Below are 16,790 nucleotides of genomic sequence, written 5' to 3' on the forward strand. Positions count from 1 at the left end.
CATACCTTTTATGAAAACCATTGTTTGCTATGATGACAATCCGGACTATGGAGGCCATCAGGTAATGGCCTGCCTCGCCATTGAAGCCATGGCGCGTCAAAAGAACATTCGGCTGGTATTTTTCAGCAATCCGGAAAACTCCCGTTTAAACCAGCGGCTTTCCAAGATTCAATCCGGCACAAAGCTGGAACTGCGCAGCACCCCCTTTCATACGCAAAAACTGCAGGGACTGAAAAACCGCTTTTCTCAAAAAAACATCCACGCTCTCCGCACACTGCTGGAAGCTGAACATCCGGACCTGGTGCTGTGCATTCAGGGCGAAATCGAAGATGCGTCTCTTGCTCTGTGCGCAGGACGGCGCATGAAAGCTCCATGCATCAGTTATATTCCGATTCCACACCGCATGACACTGATGGGGGCTAAGCTCGGAACGCTGCGTGACCAGATCAACAGCTATCTTTTCCGCCGTCCCGATGGATGGATCACCATCAGTAAATCCATGAAAAGCCTGCTTGAGGAACGGGGAACCAAACGGCCGGTAAAAGTCGTCCACAACGGCATCGACACCTCCCATTTCCGCCCGCTCTCCAAACAGGCGGCACGGACAGCTCTTGGACTGCCGGAAAACAAAACTCTGATCGGCACAATCGGCCGCATTGAATTCAAACAAAAACAACAGGATTTTCTGTCACGCACTTTTTCCAACCATTGGAAAAACAGAGAAGACATGCATCTGGTTTTTACCGGGGACGGACCTGATGAGATGCGTCTGAAAGCACTGGTCAAAGAACTTGGCATTCAAAAGAAAACGTCCTTTCTTCCGTGGCAGGAAGAAAGCGCCCTGGTATATGCCGCACTTGATTTCCTGATTATCCCGTCCCGCTTTGAGGGAGTGCCTTTGGTCATGCTGGAAGCGCTCGCATGCGGCACTCCCGTTCTGGCCAGTGCCCGGGACGGAATGAAAGATCTTCTGCCGAGCTCATGGACCTTCGAAACAGAAAATGGTGACGCGCTTGCATCAACTTTTGAATATGCTTGCAGGGCTTGGAAAAACGATATTGATGTTCTTCAGAAAAAAATCAAATCGGAATACACCATCGGTGCTTTCCAGGAAAATTTTCGAAATGTGCTGCTGTCGTTTTTGCGCTGAAAAGAAATAAGCTCTATTTCCTACCGGGCACCAGCAGCTGAAACACGACATTGAGCTGTTTGATATCAAGCGCACGAAAATCGGCAACATCCTCTTCCCGAACCAGCCGAAGCCGGCGAATAAGAAGAATCCCGCTTGCGGCATAAACCAAACCCAGTGCACCCAAAAGCATCAGGTTAATCACCTTTCCTTCAAACAAATGGAACAAACCAAACTGCTGCGACAGAAAATAAACAGACATAGCCAGCAGGAACAACGGCAGCGCAATACGCATCAGATAGCCGATTGGGAACCAGATTCCGCCGATAATTTTCCGAGCAGCATTCAGGCGGAATGGAATTGTAGACACGAACGTTCCAAAAACCGCAAATACACCGCCCCACAATCCCAGTTTGAAATGGAGGATAAACAACCAGTCCAGAAACAGATTTACGCCGATCTGAAGGAACATGAATGGAAGCATCCGATACACTTTTTCCTTGGCCTTGATTGCCATGGAAAGCGGTGTCGAAATGATCGGAAACAAATGAATAATACAGAACGCAGAAGCAATTCCGCCAGCCTGCATCATTTCATCACCAAAAACGATCGGCACAGCGACCGGTGCAAAAAACACACCGAAAACAGCGATGGGAACAGTAAGCAATATCTGCATTTTGTAGAAAGCAGAAATGAGACGGTTCAGGCACTCCGGATCCCGACTGTATGCTTCGGAGAAACCGGCTGTAAAAAGCATATGCAGCGCCATCGGAACAAAAAAGATCACCTGAGGCGGAATGGAATACCCCAATGTATACGCCCCCACCTCTCCGGCAGAACACACTCGCCCAAGAAATATCACTTCGGTGTACTGAAGCATCAACAGGCGAATAATATTGTTCAGGTAGATGGTTCCTGAATATTTAATCACCCGTCGTTTGCCAATTCCATATGGGGGCGACCGCCAGTCCAGCCTGTAAATATGGCGCAGCAACAAAGCCGCACCAACCATATAGACGATTCCATACGCAAGGGTTTGCGCATTAATCGCGGTGCCGGCTTCTGGATAAAGCCATAAGCCTACGCCCAGCAGGACAAGCCACAAGATTCCCTGAACAAACGAAAGAACCGCGAGTCTGCGGGCTCGAAACAAGGAAGTTTCAATCGAGTTCACCGACTCTTTCAACAGCGAAACCCCGACCAGCAGCACGGTGAAAATCAGAAAACAGCCAAACTGGATATCAAACCATTGTTCGAACCATGATTTCCCGACAATGACAAACACCATGGCTGCGCACAGCGCGCAAAACTGAGCCAGACTAATTCGAACGATGAGCCGTTTCAGGCCCGCTTTGTTTTTGCTCACAACCAGCTCGGGAATAAAGCGAAAATAGGCAGCTCCCAGCCCCAACGAACAGAAAACCCCGATCAAACCCGCAATATTTGTGCAAATGCTGAAGATTCCGAACTGCTCTTTGCCCAGCAATCGAACCGTCAGCACAGAAATGGAAAAATAAACAAAAAACAGGATGATTTTAGTCACAACCATCCAGGGAATGCCCGTAATGGCATCTCTTGAAAAAAATGCCCCGGACTCTTCGTTTCCGTTTTTAATGCTCATCAACTCGCCTGTCTGATAAATATAAAGTTTGAGTATTAAACAGAACCAAATTTTTGTCTACTTCTAGATTATTGCGTTGTATTCGAACGTTAAAACAGATTATGAACTTCGAGATATGAAGGTACCGAAAATACTTCTGGGCGGCGTTCCTTTTGGACGCAACAACGTCGGTGATGAAGCCATCCTTGAATGTATCGTCCAGATTGTCCGCAGTATTTGTCCCGAAGCGGATATTACCGTTAGTACCGATGATGGCGACGCCACTTCAAAAAAACTGAACGTGAAAACGGTCCAGCTTTTTGGGTTCTCTCCTCCGTTCAGCCGGAAGCTTCTAAAAAAAACTCTTAAAGAAAATGATCTGTTTATCTGGTCCGGAGCCACCGGACTTTCTGATTATCCAGAGAGCACCACCGCCATGCTTGAAATTGCACAGGCAGCTGGAACAAAAACCGTGCTCTTTGGTGTCGGCATGAACGAAAGGCTCAACCCTGCACTTTTCACACTGTTCCCCGGGCCGCGCCGGACTGCGTACCAAACAATCAAATGCTGCACAATGGGGTTGATCGATCTCGTTCAGCGTACACAGGCCGCCAAAGAAATGCGGGCCCGAGAACGGATCAGAGAAACCCTGAACCGCGCCGATCTGGTGGCACTCCGCGATCCAGAAAGCCTAACAGCCCTGTCCCGATGCGGCTATATCCCCGGTGTCTTCGTCGGGGCCGACTCCGCGCTGACTCTGGAGCCAGCAGATCTTGATAGAGTTGAACTCCCGGAAAAAACCCGCCAATTGCTCCACTCAGATATTCCAAAGATTGGAATCTGCATCTCTGCCCAACGCGAAATCCAAAATGCAGATAAGCTGATTCATTGTTTCGACCAATGGGTTGAAAACAACACGCGCCGGATTATCTTCGTTCCTATGAATCCGCTGACGGATTCCGCCCTGATGGAAACCCTGCGGAAACAAATGAAGTATCCCGACCGGGCTGTTCTCATTGACGGTCGCCGGGAACCCTCCGAAATCCTTGCCATTGCATCTCAAATGGATGTCATTGCAAGCAGCCGGCTTCATCTGCTGATTCTCGCCTCTATTGTGCATGTTCCAATCATTGGAATCAGCCGTGGAAGCAAGGTCGATAATTTCCTCAAGCCGTTCGGACTCCAATCCGTCGGCAGTGTGGAAGAGTGCGATTTTGACCGTCTTGACAGCGAAGTCCAACGCCTGCTTGACGAAAGAGCCGCATTCGAAATGACCAGCAAAACGGTTCGCAAGGAGCTCCTGGAGCGGCTAAACGGAGCAACAGAACAGCTCCGGCAGGTTATCTCACAGCTTTAGTACCCCCCACCAGCTATCGGCAAAGCAGTTTTCGTGCTGTATCTCGAAGTCTGTGCACTGCGAGCCGTTTTCTTTCAAACAACCAGGCATCCATTCTGCAGATTGTTTTGTACTTTCTTTTGAGAAACCACGGACGGCCCGGATATGTCCATCCCTGCTGTTCTGCCCAGTCGAGATTATCCATGATTTCATCAAACCAGACCAGATTGCGCTGCAGCCAGCGCTGCCACGGTTTAGGACTGCCGCCGAAATGAATCACGCTGTGCGCCGGATCGCGATCAAACTGAAATTCCGTGATTGCAGGAGCTTCTTCGCAGAACGCAAGCATGGAGCTGATGACCGATTCATCAATAAAAGGATAGGCCGGACTGCGTTCATTGACGATAATATGGCTTGTTTCCTGAGGAATCACTTTCAGCATCTGATTTTTCCAGCGTTCGAGGAACCCAACCCATGAGCGATTAATCACAAAACAGTGAGCATTGCAGGACGTACTAATACGTTCGGTTTCACGTTCGCCGATATCTTTCTTCCAGATTTCGAGTACGGACCGCGGCATTTTTCCTTTTTGGTCATCGACGCAGTAACGCTGGCGAAACAGGTAGGCAATTTCATTTTCCGGGCGCATTCTTATCTGAAGGCCAGCGCCGGTTGCGTCGATTTGCGGAGTAATGTCTCCAGTGACGATGCAGTCGGAATCCATCCAGATAATCAAATCGGATGCTGCAGTCCGCACCGCCTCATACTTTTCATACACCATGTGCTGCAACATCGCATTCTCCGACGCAGGAAACAATGTAACGCCATCCACCTGCTCAAGAAGCTTTCTGTCGGCATCCGGAAGATCGCGTTCCAGTATATGAACCGGAATATTCACTCCATGCCTGCGCAGGGATGACAGCATCAAAAAGGCTCCGGCGGCAAAATTTCGGTCACAGGCGGTTACTATCGTCTTACTTCTCATTTACACACTCTCCTCCGCTCAAGCCGAAACGTTACCGCAAAATCAAGCTTGCGCATTCATGCCACATCCAACAGCGCGACTGCATTCAAATGGAATGCGATCACTACCAGAAAAATCCTACAAAAGCAGATAATGTTTTTCAAACTTTATAACCCGGACAGGAACAACTGTTAACAGACGGTTTGATCTGCAGGAACAAACAGCGTATAAACACCGGATTAATAAATAAGCGGTTATGTACTTAGATTATTTTCAACTGAATGAGTTTCCGTTCAATGTGACGCCTGATCCGCGGTTCCTCTACTTTTCGGATCGCCATCAGGAAGCGTATGACTCCCTGCTTTACGGCATTGAGCACCGCAAAGGTTTTATTGTGCTCACCGGCGAAGTCGGCTGTGGAAAAACCACGATATGCCGGTCCGTCCTCAACCAGCTGCCGACCAATACTCATTCCGCGCTGATTCTCAACCCGTCCCTGACTCCCTCCCAGTTGATCCGCTCCATCCTGATCGATCTTGGGCTTGATGCCAAAGGCCAGGATAAACTGGTCCATATTGCTCTCCTCAACGAGTTCCTTCTGGACTGCCTGAACAAAAATGAAAACGTCTGCATCATCATCGACGAATCTCAGAATCTGGATGCAGATCTGATGGAACAGATCCGGATGCTGTCCAATCTGGAAACCGACCAGCACAAACTGATGCAGATCATCCTTTCGGGACAGCCTGAACTGAAAGAACGCCTTGCCATGCCGGAACTGAGGCAGTTGCGGCAGCGTGTCATGGTGCATTGCGACCTCTCCTCGTTATCCACCGTGGAAACAGCACTCTACATACAGCATCGGCTGAATGTCGCCGGAGCCAACGGCCGCATCCGTTTCAGGCCCATGGCGGTCGAACGTGTACACGAGCACGGCGCCGGGATTCCCCGGCAGATCAATACCATCTGCGACCGGGCTCTCCTCTCCGCCTACGTCCGCAAAGATTTTGAAGTGACCGACACCGACGTTCAAAACGCCCTTAAAGAACTGGCCTCAGTGATTCACGGGAGTTCCATATGAGCTTGATACAGGAAGCCCTCAAAAGGAAATCAGAAGAAGAACGCGAGAAATCAGAGCTTTCGAAGTCAGCGCCGCTACCGACTCCGCCCAAGCCGGAACCGCCGCCTGTTCCGGAGCAGCCGGCACAACCGGTCGCTCCCAGGCGCGCGCCGGTCCTGCCCGTTGTCATTATTCTCATTCTGCTGATCGCCGGCGGACTCTATTTTTATCTGAACCGCCCGACACCGTTTACACCGACGGAAACTCCGGCAGTACCGAAAGCAGAAATTGTTTTGGAGACCGAACCGGCAGCTGAGCCGGAGCCTGTTATCGAAGAAGAACCTGCGCCGCCGGCCGTCCAGGAATTGCCCAACCCCGCCGTCCAGGAAACACCGGAAACTGAATGGCCGGAACTGACCTTCTCCGGTTCCGCCGCAGGCGGCAGCCAGGTGCTCGCCATCATCAATGGACGCATGCTGTCAATCGGCGATAAAATTCTCGGCGCGGAAGTGCTTCAGATCGGAAAAACGGAAGTGCTGGTTGAATACCAAGACGAAAAGCGAGTGCTGGAAGTCGACAACCAGTAGATTTTCCAGACATTGGAAAATAAAAAGCGGAAACTTCCAAACCTCGGAAAAATCCGCCCGTCCCTGTTCCAATGCATGGGAATCAGGGATGATCAAAAATCATCGTCTGCACTTCTACACCACTGATCGCAGTCAGAGCCGCCTGAAGCTCTTTCAGCTTCGCTTCGTCGTCAACAAGCTCCAGAAGAATCAGTCCATTGGATGAGCAAACACCTTTATCCGCTTCGTGCAGGCCCAGTCGTGTGCGTATCTGACAGCCGAAACGGGTCAGAACCTCCTGAACCTGTGATGCATGCTTCACGCGTTCGGTAATATGAACCCCGACAAGAATATGCTTATCCATAGCCACTCCTTTGTTGTGTTATGCGCGACGATGCTACTGACTTCTGTCGATTCCTCCAACCTCTTGTGAAAAGATATTGCATATTTAGATTTCATTCAAAGAAAGGAAGGTTCTGATTTTTTCGGGCCAGCACCGTTGAATCGTCCTAGAATAACCTCGTTGACCGCGAGTGAATATTGAAACAAACAGTGAACACTCATTTGAACGGGTTCGCGACCCGACCTAAACGAAAGGGAGGTTCGAGATGCTGGTATCAGAACGCGAGCAATTGCGAGCGAACATCGAACGGCAAATCCAGGATTACGGCAACAATCGCAGTGCCTTGATTCCGGTTCTTCAGGAAGTGCAGTTGAAATACGGGCATGTTTCAGAATATGTCATGCAGGTCGTGGCCGACATCCTGAACATCCACCCGGTTGAAATCTACGGCGTTGCATCGTTCTACAGTTTTATCGGGCACAAGCAGAAAGGACGCTTCATTATCCGCCTCTGCCGAACGATATCCTGCGACATGCAGGGCAAAGACCGCGTTGCCCGCCAATTGGAAAACGATCTCGGTATCCGCTTCGGTGAAACAACGCCGGATGGCAATTTCACCCTCGAATGGGCCAACTGCCTCGGCATGTGCGATCAGGGCCCTGCCATGCTCGTCAACGAGCGGATCTACACACAGGTCACCCCGGATAGCGTGCACGACATTCTCGAGGAATGCCGCAAGGTATTCGGCGTCCACACTCTTCAGGAAAAGGAGATGCTATGCGAACTGCCGACACAAGCAAAATGACCTTCTCCAAAATCGACCCCGGCGTCGGACTCAAGAAAGCGCTGGGAATGACTCCGGATAAAATCATTGGTCTTGTCAGCGATTCCGGACTCAAAGGGCGCGGAGGCGCGGGTTTCCCCACCGACCTGAAATGGAAACTGGCCGCCAACGTGGAAGACGACCTGAAATATGTCGTTTGCAACGCCGACGAAGGCGAACCCGGCACCTTTAAGGATCGCGTCATTCTCACCAGCTTTTCCGACCTGATGTTTGACGGCATGACCATTGGAGCCCGTGCAATCGGCGCGGCAAAAGGTATTGTCTATCTGCGCGGCGAATACACCTATCTGCGCAGCTTCCTGGAAAACAAACTCTCCAAACGCCGCAGGGACGGACTGCTGGGAAGAAACATTATGGATACGGAAGGGTTTGATTTTGACATCACCATCCGCATGGGAGCCGGAGCCTATATCTGCGGCGAAGAAACCGCTCTGATCGAATCGCTCGAGGGCCAGCGCGGCGAACCGCGTAACCGCCCGCCCTTCCCCGTCAACACCGGCTTCATGGGCCACCCGACCATCGTCAATAATGTGGAAACCTTTACGTGGATTTCCTGCATCGCCACCAAGGGCGCGAAATGGTTCAACGACATCGGAACTGAAAAGTCGACCGGCCTAAAGCTCTTCAGCGTTTCCGGGGACTGCAAAAAACACGGGGTCTTTGAGTTTCCGATGGGGATTACGCTCAAAGAGCTGCTCGAAAAAGTCGAGGGAACCGATGCAAAAGCCGTCCAGGTTGGCGGTGCTTCCGGACGATGCGTGCCGGCCCGGGACTTTGACCGGACCCTTGCCTACGAAGATATCCCGACCGGCGGCTCGATTATCGTGATCGGACAAAACCGGGATATGCTTCTGGTCGCGAAAAACTTCATGGAATTTTTTGTCGATGAATCCTGCGGACAGTGCACGCCCTGCCGCGAGGGAAACGTTAAGCTGCTCGAAGGCATCGACCTGCTTTTGCAGGGACAATGTTCCATGCATTATCTGCGAGAGCTCTGTTCTCTTGGCGAAAGTATGCAGATGGCCTCCAAGTGCGGCCTTGGACAGACCAGCCCCAATGCATTTTTGTCCATTGTCGAAAACTTCAAAGACGAAATTATGGGAAGAACGGAAAGCGTATAAGTGAAATGAAATACGTAACCGGAAAACTTCGGCGACTTGCACAGTACGGAAAGGATTCATCATGTCCGATGCACTGAATCAGAACACATCGCGCTCGCCGCTGAGCCAGAGGGCCCAGCCGCTCGGTATCCCGGGAATGGAAATCACCGACCAGACAGTTGACATAACAATTGACGGGAAAAGCATCACCGTTCAGGCAGGAACGACCATTCTTGAAGCCGCAAAACAAATCGGAATTCGCATTCCCACCCTTTGCTATCATGAAGATCTTTGCGTCGCCGGTGTCTGCCGCATTTGTGTCGTCGAAGTGGAAGGACAGCGCACTCTGCAGACCGCCTGCAGTTATCCGGTCACCGAACCGATCACCGTCCGGACGCACACGGCCAAAGTGCGCAAAGCACGGCGGCACATTCTCGACCTGATGCTATCTAAACACCACGGTGAATGTTACGCCTGTTTCCGGAACAACAACTGCGAGCTGCAGTCGCTCGCCAAGGAATACGGCGTCGACTTTTTCCGTTTCGGTCATCCGGACAAACCGCGCTTCGAGGTTGACCGATCCAGCTACAGCGTTGTTCGAGATATGGACAAGTGCATTCTTTGCCGCCGCTGCGTACGCACCTGCATTGACCTGCAGGAAGTCGGCGTGCTTGAGGTAGACAAACGCAGCTGCAATTCCAAAATCATCACCTTCGGCGACAAACCGCTCGGCGAAGTCGTCTGCATCAACTGCGGGCAGTGCATCAACCGCTGCCCGACCGGTGCTCTGCGCGCCAACGATCCTACCTACGAAGTCTGGGCAGAAATTGATGATCCGTCCAAGCACGTCGTCATTCAGACCGCACCCAGCCCGCGCGCCGGAATCGGCGAATGTTTCGGACTCGAACCGGGCCATCCACTCACATTCGAAATGAACACCGCTCTGCGCGAATGCGGCTTTGACAAGGTATTCGACACCAATTTCAGTGCAGATCTCACGATCATCGAAGAAGGCTCTGAACTGCTTCAGCGACTGCACAAAGCCCTTGTAACCAAAGAGCACACAACCCTACCGCAATTCACCAGCTGTTCTCCCGGATGGGTCAAATATCTCGAGCACTTCTATCCCGAATACATCCCGAACATGTCGTCGGCAAAAAGCCCGCAGCAAATGTTCGGCGCCGTCATCAAAACCTACTACGCCCAACTCAATAACATTGATCCGAAAGACATTGTCACCGTCGCACTCATGCCCTGTTCTGCCAAAAAGTTTGAATGCAACCGACCGGAGATGTGCGACAGCGGATGGAAAGACGTCGACTACGGTCTCACCACCCGCGAACTCGCCCAGATGATCAGCGAGGCAGGCATCGATCTGCCCGCCATGCCGAAATCCGATTTTGATGATCCGTTCGGAACCGCCACCGGCTCCGGTGTCATCTTCGGCGCCACCGGCGGCGTCATGGAAGCGGCTCTTCGCAGTGTCATCGAACTCGTCTGCGGCATTAAAGTGGAAGACCTGTTTAAACATGCCGATATCATCCCCGTGCGCGGGTTTGATGGTATCCGTTTTATGGAGCTGACCATTCCGCAGGTCGGGCCCGTCCCCGAGCTGCTGAAAAATCTGTTTGTTGACTGGAGCTGGCTCGAAGGCGTCACACTCAAAGTCGCCGTTGCCCACGGTACCGCCAACGCCAAGCGGGTTATGGAAGATATCAAGGCCGGCGGACGCTGCAGCGAATGTCACTTCATCGAATTCATGGCCTGTCCCGGCGGCTGTATCGGCGGAGGCGGACAGCCCATTCCAACCAGCCCGGCCATTCGGGCCGCGCGCGCCAAAGCCATTTACAGCGAAGACGCTTCTTATGAAATTCGCAAATCGCACGAAAACCCGGCAATCGCAAAGCTCTACAGCGAGTTTTTCACCGGCGGACCGTGCAGCCCTCTATCTCACAAACTCCTCCACACCGGCTACACTCCGCGGGGGAAATATATTGTTTAATAAAAGGAGGCAGTCATGAAGCTGAACATCAAAGCATTTGCGCTTGCATGCGGCATCCTGTGGGGCGTTGGTCTGTTCGCACTTACGTGGTGGATTATCGCCTTCGATGGCATCACCGGCGAAGTCACTCTGATCGGCCGACTCTATCGCGGTTACACCATCAGTCCAATCGGAAGCCTGCTGGGCCTTGTTTATGGATTCTGCGACGCCTTTATTGGCGGAGCGATTCTGGCATGGGTTTACAATGTCCTCGCCACCCGCTTTGAGCGGAAAGCGCTCTAGATTTTTTCAATGTTTGGAAACCCGTGTCGCGGGGCATGCTCAAAGCATGGCAGACTCAGGACGTTTTCCCGAACCTTGGAACCCCAGACAGCCCCTGCCATTTTATGGCAAGGGCTTTCCAATGCTGAATCATCGTTTCGGTTATACAACCGGCTTGTCTTCATAGTGCGTATGCAGAAGATGATGTGATTTTTCTCCAAGCGGCTCTTTGAGAAACTCTTTATAGAGCTGCTGAACCGCTTCGTTCTCATGCGACTTACGCAGAGCTTTCCCTTCATCTTCTTTGTAAATGGCGGCAATCCGACGCTCACGAACCGAATCATCAGTCATACGCGGTTGTCCGCCGCCGCCGACACAGCCTCCCGGACAGGTCATAACTTCCACAAAGTGATAGCTCTTCTCTCCATTCTTAATACTTTCAAGCAAACGGCGGGTGTTAGCCAATCCGTGCGTTACAGCCACATTAACTGTTACGCCTTCGAGAAATGACCAGTCGGATTTTGTGCCTTCAATCGTAAGCGACGCTTCCTTAATTGCCTCAAGGCCTTCGACCGGTTTCACATGAAGGCCCTCCATCGGCAATTGTCTGCCGGTGATAAGTTCATACGCCGTACGCAATGCGGCTTCCATGACTCCACCGGTGTTGGCAAAGATGTCTGCAGCACCGGAACCGATCCCGAGCGGATCATCCATCTTTTCGTCTTCCAATGCCATAAAGTCAACGCCGGCTTCTTTGATCATCCGTCCCAGCTCGCGCGTGGTCAGAACATAATCAACATCCTGCACGCCGCTGTCGAACATCTCCGAGCGTTGGCATTCGAACTTTTTCGCAGTACACGGCATCACGGAAACCACAACCATATCTTGCGGCTCCACACCGATCTTCTGCGCGTAGTAGGTTTTCGCCACCGCACCGAACATCTGCTGTGGAGACTTGCAGGTCGAAAGATTGGGAAGGAACTGCGGGTAATAATATTCCGCAAAGTTGATCCACCCCGGCGAACAGCTGGTGAACATGGGAAGAGCAACCTCTTCTTTATCGACCCAAGCTTTTTTAAGACGGGTTAACAGCTCGGTTCCCTCTTCCATAATCGTAAGGTCTGCAGTGAAGTTGGTGTCAAAGACCCCGTCAAACCCGATATCACGAAGCGCAGCCGTCATCTTGCCGGTCACCAGCGTGCCCGGTTCGCAGTCAAAACATTCGCCGAGTGCGGCGCGAATAGCCGGAGCCGTCTGAACCACCACGGTTTTTGACGGATCTTCGAGCGCGTTCCAAACCATTTCAATATGGCTTTTTTCAGAAATCGCTCCGACCGGACAAACAGCGGCGCATTGTCCACACTGAACGCAGGTGACCTCATCGAGTTCCATCGTAAAGGCCGGTCCGATCATTGTATCAAAGCCTCGCCCCTGCGGCTGAAGCGCTCCAATCCCCTGAACCTGAGAACAGACCGTGACGCAGCGGCGGCACTTGATGCATTTCGAGTTGTCGCGAATCAGCGCCGGTGTACTGTCGTCAATCCGCGGCTTTGCTTTTTTTCCCTCAAAATGAATCTCACGGATTCCCAATTCTGAGGCGAGATCCTGCAATTCACAGTCCTGATTGCGATCACAGGTTTGGCAGTTCCCGTCATGCTCGGAAAGCAGCAGCTCCACCACCTGTTTGCGGGCGGCCCGTACCCGAGGGCTGTTGGTGTGCACAACCATTCCATCGGTAACCGGCGTTGAGCAGGATGCCATCAGCGTTCGGGCGCCGTCCACCTCCACCAAACAAACCCGGCAGGCACCGATTGGGTCGCGCTTTTCAAGGAAACAGAGTGTGGGAATGCGAATTCCTGCCCGTTTCGCTGTGTCCAGAATGGTTGCGCCATCAGGTGTCTCAATCAGTTTTCCGTTAATGGTTACCTTATGCATTTGAAACCTCCTCTTCCTGACAGATGCATTTTCCGTAATCACAGCGCAGGCATCGACGCGCCTGACGAACGGCTTCCGCCTCATTCCAGGCCTGTTCCACTTCATCAAAGTTACTGCGCCGTTTATCAATCGGCATCATTCGCATTTTCTCCCTTGGGTACGGTACGGGATCGGCATCCGGATCGTAATCGGTAGTATTAACCACCTCGGTACGCCAGAAGGCGTGCTTTTCGCCACTGAGATACTCATCAATGGCTACGGCTGCTTTTTCACCGTCACCAATCGCATGAACAACCGACATCGGACCGGTTACAGAATCGCCACCGGCAAACACGCCGTCCAGCGAAGTCATCCGGCTTGTCGGATCCGCTTCAATCCAGCCGCGCCCACTCAGAACAAGCGCATCCCCGAATACGGACGCGTCCATGGTTTGCCCTACTGCCATAATGACCTGATCGGCCGGAATCACCAGTTCGTCGGCATCCGCTTCTGGACGCCTCCGACCGGACCGGTCAAACTCGCCAAGATGCATGTGCCGACACTTCACGCCGGCCACAGTCCTATTCTCCGAAACGATTTCTTCAGGAGAAGTCAGCGATTCTATCAGGACACCCTCCTGCAGGGCTTCCTCGATCTCTTCTGCATAGGCCGGCATCTCTTCGCGCGTACGCGCGATACAGAATGGTTACGCGTTCGGCACCGAGACGAATGGCGGTACGGGCCGCGTCGACTGCGGCATTGCCACCGCCGATCACCACAACATTGCTTCCGACCGGAACCGAACCGCGGATGTTGTACTGGCGAAGGAACGTCATGGCATCGTCCACACCTTTGGTATCGCTTCCCGGCAGATCTACACGAATTCCGTCCGGAGCACCGATGCCGACAAAGACCGCGTCATACTGCTCCTTGAGTTCTGAAATCGTAAAATCCCGCCCCAGCGCTTTGCCGGTTTCTATGGTAACGCCCATGCGCTCAATCATGCGGATCTCCCTTGCAAGAGTTTCGCGCGGCAGACGATAGGCGGGAATCGCCTGCACCAGCATTCCTCCGGGGCGCGGTTCTTTCTCAAACACGATCGGTTTGTAACCGAGACGTGCGAGGAAAAATGCGCAGGAGATTCCGGCCGGACCTCCGCCGACAATCGCGATCTTTTTCGCGGCATTTGCGGCATTCGTCCGGATTTCCGGAAGCTGCATCTCGGTTTCCTGTTCCACCATAAAGCGCTTGATACCGCGAATCGAAACAGACTCGTCCAGCGTACTTCGACGACATTTTTCTTCGCAGGTATGGAAGCAGACACGGGCACAGACACTGGCAAACGGATTACGATTGCGGTGCAGCTGCAGAGCCTCGCTGTAGCGTTTTCCTCCGACCAGCGAAATGAACCCGGGGATATCCACGCCAGCCGGACAGGCCGACTGGCACGGAGCCCGCACCAGTGAGGGGCAAACACCCGCGCGACAGTGCCGATCACGGATATGCTCCACATATTCCTCACGAAAATGACGAATCGTTGACAGCACCGGGTTCGGAGCGGTCTGCCCCAGGCCACACAGTGAACCCTGTTGGATAAACTCACCGAGTTCGATCAGCCGATCGATATCTTCGATGCGCCCCTGCCCGTCACAGATGCGCGTGAGAATTTCGAGCATGCGTTTAGTCCCGACCCGGCACGGAACACATTTGCCGCAGGATTCTTCCTGAACAAATTCAACGAAGAAGCGTGCGACATCCACCATGCAGGCGTCGTCATCCATCACGATCAGACCACCGGAACCCATGATGGCGCCGAGTTCGCTGAGCGATTCGTAGTCGAGCGGGACGTTCAGGTGCTCTTTCGGAACGCATCCGCCGGATGGTCCGCCGAGCTGAGCGGCCTTGAACGGTTTGTTGTTCACGATGCCCCCGCCGATATCATAAATCAGTTCGCCGAGCGGCGTGCCGACCGGAACTTCAACCAGACCGGTGTTTCGAACAGCTCCGGCCAGCGCGAAGACTTTGGTTCCTTTGCTCTTTTCGGTTCCAAACGCCGCATACCAGTCGGCGCCGTTGCCTATAATAGACGGAACGTTGGCGTAGGTTTCCACATTGTTCAAGACGGTCGGCTTGCCCCACAGTCCTTTCTGGGCAGGGAATGGCGGACGCGGACGCGGCTCTCCCCGCCTGCCTTCAATCGACGCGATCAGAGCCGTTTCTTCGCCGCATACAAACGCACCGGAACCCATGCGGATTTCGAGATTGAATGAAAAGTCCGACCCCAGAATATTTTCACCGAGCAGGCCGTGTTCGTTGGCCTCATCAATTGCCTTCTGCAACCGCTCAACCGCCAGCGGATACTCGGCACGCACGTAGACATACCCCTGCGAGGCACCAATGGCATAAGCGCCGATAGCCATTCCTTCAATCAGGCTGTGCGGATCGCCTTCAAGAACCGAACGGTCCATGTAGGCCCCCGGATCGCCTTCATCTGCGTTGCAAAGCATGTAGCGCAGGTCCGCAGGTGTCTGGCGGGTGAAGTTCCATTTCATCCATGTCGGGAATCCGGCACCGCCGCGCCCGCGAAGCCCGGAAATCTTTATCTGTTCAATCACGTCATTCGGCAGCAGCTCGGAAAGTGTTTTTCCCAATGCCTGGTAAACACCGGCTTCGAGAGCGTCGTCGATCGACTCGGGATCAACTCGACCGCAGTTGCGAAGAACAACTTTGGTCTGTTTCTGGAAGAAATCGATATCGTTCAGACAGGGAACAGCTCTTTCACCATTGGCATCGCGGGCAACCAGCCGTTCAATGGTCCGGGCACCCTGCACATGTTCACTCATAATGACGGATGCATCGTCTGGATGAACCCGCTGATAGAAAGTCATGTTATCGGTCATCAGGATGACCGGACCTTCCGCGCAAAGCCCCATACAGCCGGTTGCAATGATTTCAATATCAAGATCGCGGATTCCGGCTTCTTCACGCAGCGCGTCGATCACCTTATCCGATCCGGACGCAAGGCAGCCTCCACCGGCGCAAACCAGAATCCGGGCTACCTCATTTTCGCCGACAGCTCGGACCCGTTCTTTGAGGTCCTTAACAGATTGAATACGTTTATCGACCGGGGCAATCATACGGCAACTCCTTCCTCTTGCGGCTCTTCAACGGCATACGCTTTTAGAATTTCGCCGATTTTGGACGGGTTCACCCGCTGATGAACATCATCGTTCACCATAATGACCGGTGCGAGACCGCAGGCACCGAAACAGCGCCCCACATCCAGAGAAAAAAGACGGTCTTCTGTAGTTTCTCCGATATCAATCCCCAGTTCTTTTTTCATAGCCGACAACACCTCCTTGCCGCCGCGCACATAACAGGCAGTTCCGAGACAGACGCGAACGGTGTATTTCCCGCGCGGCACAGTGGAAAAAAACGAGTAAAACCCAACGACTCCAGCCACTTCACTATAGGGTTTGTCGAACATCCGGCTTATTTTCAGGAGTACACTTTCAGGCAAATACCCGAACCGGCTTTGCACCGTCTGCAATGCAGGAATCAGCCCTCCCGGCTGTTTGATATATTCCCCGATTAACTCATCGAGTTGAGCAATCATTTCCTCGTCGGTCACTTCCTGCGAACACATGCAGCACGTTTTTTCTTCGGCCATT

Annotated in this window: 15 protein-coding genes; 8 read left to right on the top strand and 7 right to left on the bottom strand. The window is 52.7% G+C overall.

Annotation, left to right across the window (positions count from 1 at the left end; translation table 11 throughout):
- The first annotated feature begins 10 nt into the window (after positions 1 to 10).
- Complete coding sequence (locus GT409_RS14235; protein ID WP_160629722.1) at positions 11 to 1,150, top strand: glycosyltransferase; 1,140 nt, start codon at positions 11 to 13, stop codon at positions 1,148 to 1,150.
- Positions 1,151 to 1,163: 13 nt separating this feature from the next.
- Here GT409_RS14235 and GT409_RS14240 read toward each other — a convergent pair whose 3' ends face one another.
- Positions 1,164 to 2,750 carry an oligosaccharide flippase family protein gene (locus GT409_RS14240; RefSeq protein ID WP_160629723.1) on the bottom strand — a complete coding sequence of 529 codons (1,587 nt, stop codon included), beginning with the start codon at positions 2,748 to 2,750 and terminating at the stop codon, positions 1,164 to 1,166.
- 115 nt (positions 2,751 to 2,865) lie between these two features.
- Here GT409_RS14240 and GT409_RS14245 point away from each other — a divergent pair, with 115 nt between their 5' ends.
- On the top strand, positions 2,866 to 4,086 hold the full coding sequence (locus tag GT409_RS14245) for a polysaccharide pyruvyl transferase family protein (protein ID WP_160629724.1): 1,221 nt from the start codon (positions 2,866 to 2,868) through the stop codon (positions 4,084 to 4,086).
- A 13-nt stretch (positions 4,087 to 4,099) separates the two neighbouring features.
- Here GT409_RS14245 and GT409_RS14250 read toward each other — a convergent pair whose 3' ends face one another.
- Positions 4,100 to 5,050, bottom strand: coding sequence for a glycosyltransferase family protein (locus GT409_RS14250; RefSeq protein ID WP_160629725.1), 951 nt, complete (start codon positions 5,048 to 5,050; stop codon positions 4,100 to 4,102).
- A gap of 235 nt (positions 5,051 to 5,285) precedes the next feature.
- Between GT409_RS14250 and GT409_RS14255 the strand changes: the two genes are divergently transcribed.
- Both GT409_RS14255 and GT409_RS14260 read left to right on the top strand, forming a co-directional pair.
- Positions 5,286 to 6,110, top strand: a complete 825-nt coding sequence (locus GT409_RS14255; protein WP_160629726.1) for an ExeA family protein — start codon at positions 5,286 to 5,288, stop codon at positions 6,108 to 6,110.
- The gene (locus tag GT409_RS14260) at positions 6,107 to 6,676 is read left to right on the top strand and encodes a hypothetical protein (RefSeq protein WP_160629727.1); all 570 of its coding nucleotides are present in this window, start codon (positions 6,107 to 6,109) and stop codon (positions 6,674 to 6,676) included. Before GT409_RS14255 ends, GT409_RS14260 begins: the two co-directional genes overlap by 4 nt.
- Positions 6,677 to 6,758: 82 nt before the next feature.
- Here the strand turns inward: GT409_RS14260 and GT409_RS14265 are convergent, their stop codons facing one another.
- Entirely contained in the window at positions 6,759 to 7,019 is a 261-nt protein-coding gene (locus tag GT409_RS14265; RefSeq protein ID WP_160629728.1) for a hypothetical protein, read from the bottom strand.
- Between the two features lie 244 nt (positions 7,020 to 7,263).
- Between GT409_RS14265 and nuoE the strand changes: the two genes are divergently transcribed.
- The 4 genes from nuoE (at position 7,264) to GT409_RS14285 (ending at position 11,226) form a co-directional block, all read left to right on the top strand.
- Complete coding sequence (nuoE, locus tag GT409_RS14270; RefSeq protein WP_160629729.1) at positions 7,264 to 7,803, top strand: NADH-quinone oxidoreductase subunit NuoE; 540 nt, start codon at positions 7,264 to 7,266, stop codon at positions 7,801 to 7,803.
- Entirely contained in the window at positions 7,776 to 8,963 is a 1,188-nt protein-coding gene (locus GT409_RS14275; protein WP_160629730.1) for a complex I 51 kDa subunit family protein, read from the top strand. Before nuoE ends, GT409_RS14275 begins: the two co-directional genes overlap by 28 nt.
- 61 nt (positions 8,964 to 9,024) lie before the next feature.
- Complete coding sequence (locus GT409_RS14280; RefSeq protein ID WP_160629731.1) at positions 9,025 to 10,944, top strand: NADH-dependent [FeFe] hydrogenase, group A6; 1,920 nt, start codon at positions 9,025 to 9,027, stop codon at positions 10,942 to 10,944.
- A gap of 15 nt (positions 10,945 to 10,959) precedes the next feature.
- Complete coding sequence (locus GT409_RS14285; protein WP_160629732.1) at positions 10,960 to 11,226, top strand: bacteriophage holin; 267 nt, start codon at positions 10,960 to 10,962, stop codon at positions 11,224 to 11,226.
- Between the two features lie 141 nt (positions 11,227 to 11,367).
- Here GT409_RS14285 and GT409_RS14290 read toward each other — a convergent pair whose 3' ends face one another.
- Genes GT409_RS14290 through GT409_RS14300 form a run of 4 tightly spaced genes read right to left on the bottom strand, consistent with a single transcriptional unit; the run spans position 11,368 to position 16,789 of the window.
- Positions 11,368 to 13,140 carry an NADH-dependent [FeFe] hydrogenase, group A6 gene (locus tag GT409_RS14290; protein ID WP_160629733.1) on the bottom strand — a complete coding sequence of 591 codons (1,773 nt, stop codon included), beginning with the start codon at positions 13,138 to 13,140 and terminating at the stop codon, positions 11,368 to 11,370.
- Positions 13,133 to 13,795 (bottom strand): FAD-dependent oxidoreductase, encoded by a 663-nt coding sequence (locus tag GT409_RS16065; protein WP_269844947.1) that lies wholly within the window; start codon positions 13,793 to 13,795, stop codon positions 13,133 to 13,135. Before GT409_RS16065 ends, GT409_RS14290 begins: the two co-directional genes overlap by 8 nt.
- Positions 13,722 to 16,256 carry an NADH-quinone oxidoreductase subunit NuoF gene (gene nuoF, locus GT409_RS14295; RefSeq protein ID WP_269844948.1) on the bottom strand — a complete coding sequence of 845 codons (2,535 nt, stop codon included), beginning with the start codon at positions 16,254 to 16,256 and terminating at the stop codon, positions 13,722 to 13,724. Before nuoF ends, GT409_RS16065 begins: the two co-directional genes overlap by 74 nt.
- Positions 16,253 to 16,789: an NADH-quinone oxidoreductase subunit NuoE family protein gene (locus GT409_RS14300; RefSeq protein ID WP_160629734.1), complete on the bottom strand. Its 537-nt coding sequence runs from the start codon at positions 16,787 to 16,789 to the stop codon at positions 16,253 to 16,255. The genes nuoF and GT409_RS14300 overlap by 4 nt, the downstream gene beginning before the upstream one ends.
- Position 16,790: the final 1 nt, after the last annotated feature.

Source organism: Tichowtungia aerotolerans (assembly GCF_009905215.1).
In the GTDB taxonomy this organism is placed as follows: Bacteria; Verrucomicrobiota; Kiritimatiellia; order Kiritimatiellales; family Tichowtungiaceae; genus Tichowtungia; species Tichowtungia aerotolerans.

Excerpts from the sequence above, each read along its gene's own strand:
- GT409_RS14235 (WP_160629722.1), top strand. The coding sequence starts at position 11 with ATGAAAACCATTGTTTGCTATGATGACAATCCGGACTATGGAGGCCAT.
- GT409_RS14240 (WP_160629723.1), bottom strand. The coding sequence starts at position 2,750 with ATGAGCATTAAAAACGGAAACGAAGAGTCCGGGGCATTTTTTTCAAGA.
- GT409_RS14245 (WP_160629724.1), top strand. The coding sequence starts at position 2,866 with ATGAAGGTACCGAAAATACTTCTGGGCGGCGTTCCTTTTGGACGCAAC.
- GT409_RS14250 (WP_160629725.1), bottom strand. The coding sequence starts at position 5,050 with ATGAGAAGTAAGACGATAGTAACCGCCTGTGACCGAAATTTTGCCGCC.
- GT409_RS14255 (WP_160629726.1), top strand. The coding sequence starts at position 5,286 with ATGTACTTAGATTATTTTCAACTGAATGAGTTTCCGTTCAATGTGACG.
- GT409_RS14260 (WP_160629727.1), top strand. The coding sequence starts at position 6,107 with ATGAGCTTGATACAGGAAGCCCTCAAAAGGAAATCAGAAGAAGAACGC.
- GT409_RS14265 (WP_160629728.1), bottom strand. The coding sequence starts at position 7,019 with ATGGATAAGCATATTCTTGTCGGGGTTCATATTACCGAACGCGTGAAG.
- nuoE (WP_160629729.1), top strand. The coding sequence starts at position 7,264 with ATGCTGGTATCAGAACGCGAGCAATTGCGAGCGAACATCGAACGGCAA.
- GT409_RS14275 (WP_160629730.1), top strand. The coding sequence starts at position 7,776 with ATGCGAACTGCCGACACAAGCAAAATGACCTTCTCCAAAATCGACCCC.
- GT409_RS14280 (WP_160629731.1), top strand. The coding sequence starts at position 9,025 with ATGTCCGATGCACTGAATCAGAACACATCGCGCTCGCCGCTGAGCCAG.
- GT409_RS14285 (WP_160629732.1), top strand. The coding sequence starts at position 10,960 with ATGAAGCTGAACATCAAAGCATTTGCGCTTGCATGCGGCATCCTGTGG.
- GT409_RS14290 (WP_160629733.1), bottom strand. The coding sequence starts at position 13,140 with ATGCATAAGGTAACCATTAACGGAAAACTGATTGAGACACCTGATGGC.
- GT409_RS16065 (WP_269844947.1), bottom strand. The coding sequence starts at position 13,795 with ATGCCGGCCTATGCAGAAGAGATCGAGGAAGCCCTGCAGGAGGGTGTC.
- nuoF (WP_269844948.1), bottom strand. The coding sequence starts at position 16,256 with ATGATTGCCCCGGTCGATAAACGTATTCAATCTGTTAAGGACCTCAAA.
- GT409_RS14300 (WP_160629734.1), bottom strand. The coding sequence starts at position 16,789 with ATGGCCGAAGAAAAAACGTGCTGCATGTGTTCGCAGGAAGTGACCGAC.